Consider the following 4,621-nt stretch of genomic DNA (forward strand, 5'->3'; position numbering starts at 1 on the left):
CCAACGCCAACGTGAGTTTGTCCCTCTCCCCGTCTCCCATCTCCCCCTCTCCCCCATCCTCATAACCTATGTCGATCGCATTTAGCAAATATCAAGGTTTAGGCAACGATTTTATCCTAATCGATAATCGTCATAGCGATACTCCAGCAATCGAGCCAGATGAGGCTATGATGTGGTGCGATCGACATTTTGGCATCGGTGGGGATGGGGTGATTTTTGTGCTCCCAGGAACGGCTGATACCGACTATACAATGCGGATTTTTAATTCCGATGGTTCGGAACCAGAAATGTGCGGGAATGGCATTCGGTGTATGGCAAAATTTATCGCTGCATTAGAAGGTAAAACCGATCTGGCGGTTACTTATAAAATTCAGACTCTGGCGGGGATTATTACCCCCGAAATTTTTCCTGAGGGACAAGTGCGGGTAGATATGGGCGAACCCCGTTTGCTGGCTGCTGAAATTCCGACTACTTTAGGTACGCCAGATGATAAAGTAGTCGATCGATCGGTAGAAGTCGATGGCAAATCTTGGACGGTTACCTGCGTGAGTATGGGCAATCCGCACTGCATGACTTTTGTGGAAGATGCTAATGCAATTCCTCTGGCAACTATCGGGCCAAAATTTGAGTGTCACCCTGTTTTTCCGCAAAGAACTAATACCGAATTCGTCCAAGTTATTCGCCCCGATTATTTAAGAATGCGCGTCTGGGAACGCGGCGCGGGTATTACCCTCGCCTGCGGTACGGGTGCCTGTGCGACTGTGGTGGCGGGAGTTTTGACGGGTAAATCCGATCGTAATTGTACGGTAGAATTACCCGGCGGCTGTTTGTATATTGAATGGTCGATCGAAGATAATCGCGTTTACATGACTGGGCCTGCTGAGTTAGTATTTACAGGATCGGCATCGGCATAATAAATAGATTTTTTACCGGAGTTGGGGCAAAATATGATGAGTGCGGCATGGCGATCTCGAAACACTCGCAGAGCCAATTCAACTTAGCGGCGAAGATATTTTACATGGATTCGTCCTCGATTTAACCACGATTTGGTAGTCCAATTACTAACAACTAGCTTGCTACTCCAACTCGAATCGATCGATTATACCCCACCAAATTTTACCCGTCCGTTGCTGACGGATATTTCCTTGAGCCTAGCTGCGGGGGCATCGATTACCTTGACAGGGATTACAGGCGCGGGTAAAAGTACGCTCTTCCGGCTGATAAATCGTCTCAGCGAGACGACAAATGGGCAGATCTTACTAAATGGTGAAAACTATCGATCGATACCCCCAACGACCTTACGACAGCGAGTAATGTTAGTCGCTCAGGAACCAAAACTATTGGGAATGAAAGTTCGCGATGCGCTAGCTTACCCATTACATTTACGAGCGTTAGATCCTGAAGAAATCAAACAACGGATCGTGACAATTACCGATCGATTAGAGATTCCCAACGATTGGTTCGATCGGACGGAATTACAACTTTCTGCAGGACAAAAGCAAATTGTCTCGATCGCCAGAGGCATCATTACTCAACCGCAAGTTTTACTACTCGACGAACCGATCGCTAATTTAGATCTTACCACCGCCGAGCGAGTATTAAAGACGATCTATGAGATTACTCAATCGCAACAAATTGGCACGATCGTCATCAATCATCAATTAGAACTAGCCGCCAAATTTAGCGATCGGTTGCTGTATTTACAAGATGGAAAATTATTACTAGATACAGTAAGTACTTCGATAAATTGGTCAGATCTTCAGCAACAGCTTCAATCGGCGGAAGATCGATCTAGATCTGAATGGGAATAAGCTGCCCTTCCATTCTATAATTTTGGCACTATTTTTCCCACAAAGCCTGTTAACAACTTTATTACTCATCAAAACAAAGTTTAAAATTATTATGAAACTCAAAATATTCATTAAGCGTACTCTGGCGATCGCCTGTTGTTGGATGGCGATTGCCACATCTAGCTCAATCGGAGAGCGATCGGTAACCGCCACTTCAGCCACCCTTAGTACAAAGATTGTCGCGATCGATTCCCGACCTAAGCCACAGCCTTTAAACGGGCAAAATTTACAAAAATCGCTCGATCGAAACAACTTTGTCGATGCAATTCGACAAGTAGAATTAGGTTGGCAATTTCAATATGAAGCTTATTATGAAGGTAAATTAAAATCGCAATATTTTGAATTACCAGAAATCCAACAAAAATTAGCACAGATTGATAAATTCACCAAAACCAGGTCAGCTTTACTTTATGCCGTGCCGCGCCCCGATGGTTTACATCTGATTTTAGTCTCCGCCCAAGGCACACCCGTCCATAAAATAGTCAAAGATGCTAACTCTAAAACCCTTCCTGAAGCTGCTAAAAATCTGCGAATTAAGCTGGTTAATTCGCAAACTACCAGTGGTGAATATTTACCGCCAGCACAACAACTCGATCGCTGGTTAATTCAACCCGTCACCGCCGATTTAAAAGCCAGAAAAATTGATACGATTTTATTTTGCTTGGGTGGAGGTTTGCGGGGATTACCACTAGCTGCATTGCACGACGGGCAACAATTTTTAGTAGAACGCTATAACTTGGCGATTATTCCCGCCTTTAACTTATTAGATCGCAGATCGAAGACATTACCTGGATTGCAAGTATTAGCGATGGGTGCTGCTACTTTTACCGATAATCCTAATTTACCTGCGGTGCCAGTGGAATTGGCAACAATTACCCAATCAGGATCTTGGCCGGGACGAGTATTATTAAATGAGGCATTTACACTCAAGCAATTTCAACAGGCTCGATCGCAGGCTGCTTACGGCATCGTACATTTCGCCACCCATGCCGATATTTCTGCCAAATCGGTAAAGGATTCCTACATTCAGTTTTGGGATCGCCGCTTGCAATTAAACCAAGTTCGCGAGCTGGGGTTAGAGAAGCCTGCGGTACAGCTTTTGGTGCTGAGTGCCTGTCGGACGGCACTGGGTACGCCGAATGCCGAATTAGGGTTTGCTGGGTTAGCGGTGCAGTCTGGAGCGAAGGCAGTATTAGCCAGCTTGTGGTCGGTGGATGATGTTGGTACGCTGGTGCTAATGTCGGATTTTTATCAGCAGTTGAAAATAGCACCGCTTAAATCTACTGCCTTACGCAGTACCCAAATCGCGATGCTCAAAGGAGATTTAAAGTTAAGCAATAGTTCGATCCGCCGCACGCGGGGGAGCCTACCATCGGAATTACAGTCGTCGCAAGATCGAGATTTATCCCATCCTTATTATTGGGCAGCATTTACGACGATCGGCAACCCTTGGTAAATGCGATTCAAGGCTGTTTTAGATAAAAAAATATCGCATATTGGAGCTATTCGATCGATTTTAATACTTCCAGTTACCAGCAGCTATTCTAGGGCGCGATCGGTACTTTCGTCATACTTCAAATAAGTAAGATCTCTAACTATAGATGGATATCAGCCCCAAATTGGCTCGATACAATAGCAATATAGAGATCGATCCAACTTCAACGCTAAAAGTTGCAGTTGCTTCCGCACGAAATCAACCACTCTTGCTCCATCTATAGCCGTAAAATTCCAGATGAAAAGACATATTATTGCATTAGTTACTATTTTATCCTCCATGACAACGATGGGGCACATTTCCCCAGCTAGCGCGCAATTAGTTCGCCAGCAAAATTCGGTAGGACCATCGATTTTATTCGGTAACGGACAAACATCAATCGGTGTCGATTCTAAATTTGGAATTAGCGATAATCTCTCGCTACGTCCATTTATTTATTTTCCTAGTAACGGGACTGATTTTGGTACCGCGCTCACCTACGATCTGCCACTAGTAAATACCGATTCAACCCTATTAATTACCCCCTTTGTGGGTGGTTCTGTAGATGTTAATACTGGTAGCAATAGTGTGACTACTTTTAGTCTAGTTGGTGGCGCAGATTTAGATCTGAGCGATAGTCTGCGATTAAAAGCTTCACTAATTATCCCTTTAAGTACCGATCGCGGTCAAACTACTGGTATCGCCGTCGGTGCTGGCTTTCGATTCTAGATATTGGTGCGAACTCAAACCTTTCGATCGACTAAATCTAGCAGGTACGATCGGATTTCACCCCGATTTTTAGCAATTGCGATCGTGATGCAGATAGAGATCTCTATCTGCATTATTCTTGTGACTTTATTCCCCGAAAGTATTATCGAACTGACTAATTCAACAGAGTTGCTGAGGTTGTAAAGGTCTGGCTCTTGAGCTAGAAAGTCGAAACTACCCGATTTTAGAGCAGCGAGGTAGTTGGAGCAAAAAGATCGATCGGTTCATCCCCACATTGGTGGCGATCGAGTTGATGATAAAATTAACTAATTAGTTAGCACGATCGCTATCGCATAATGAGTCAATTTCCCCACGATGATTTTGCAAAAAACTTTTTAGATTCGTTATTGTCACCCTATGGCTCAGTACAATCATCTTACAAGATCTCTAGTGAGGTGCGCTATGTCGATATTTATTTTCAACCACAAATCGATCCTTGCCATCTGGAGTCTCTAGGACTATTGGCTCAGTTTGTACGTGAATCGCTTGTCATCGAACCGTTTCGGAATTCAGTAACGCTGATGCAAAT

Annotated in this window: 4 protein-coding genes and 1 pseudogene; all 5 read left to right on the plus strand. The window is 44.2% G+C overall.

All coding sequences use genetic code 11. The features are described 5' to 3' along the window. Positions 1-68: 68 nt before the first annotated feature. Entirely contained in the window at positions 69-914 is an 846-nt protein-coding gene (gene dapF, locus RMO79_RS12105; RefSeq protein ID WP_310483416.1) for a diaminopimelate epimerase, read from the plus strand. Between the two features lie 159 nt (positions 915-1,073). Next, positions 1,074-1,811, plus strand: coding sequence for an ATP-binding cassette domain-containing protein (locus tag RMO79_RS12110; RefSeq protein WP_310483417.1), 738 nt, complete (start codon positions 1,074-1,076; stop codon positions 1,809-1,811). Positions 1,812-1,833: 22 nt separating this feature from the next. Next, the gene (locus tag RMO79_RS12115) at positions 1,834-3,306 is read left to right on the plus strand and encodes a CHAT domain-containing protein (RefSeq protein ID WP_310483418.1); all 1,473 of its coding nucleotides are present in this window, start codon (positions 1,834-1,836) and stop codon (positions 3,304-3,306) included. 276 nt (positions 3,307-3,582) lie between these two features. Beyond that, positions 3,583-4,053 carry a hypothetical protein gene (locus RMO79_RS12120; RefSeq protein WP_310483419.1) on the plus strand — a complete coding sequence of 157 codons (471 nt, stop codon included), beginning with the start codon at positions 3,583-3,585 and terminating at the stop codon, positions 4,051-4,053. A gap of 335 nt (positions 4,054-4,388) precedes the next feature. Further along, positions 4,389-4,621, plus strand: a pseudogene (locus RMO79_RS12125) (hypothetical protein); the annotation flags it as partial.

Origin of the sequence: Chamaesiphon sp. VAR_48_metabat_403, assembly GCF_031422475.1 — a bacterium.
Classification (GTDB): domain Bacteria; phylum Cyanobacteriota; class Cyanobacteriia; order Cyanobacteriales; family Chamaesiphonaceae; genus Chamaesiphon.

Excerpts from the sequence above, each read along its gene's own strand:
- dapF (WP_310483416.1), top strand. The coding sequence starts at position 69 with ATGTCGATCGCATTTAGCAAATATCAAGGTTTAGGCAACGATTTTATC.
- RMO79_RS12120 (WP_310483419.1), top strand. The coding sequence starts at position 3,583 with ATGAAAAGACATATTATTGCATTAGTTACTATTTTATCCTCCATGACA.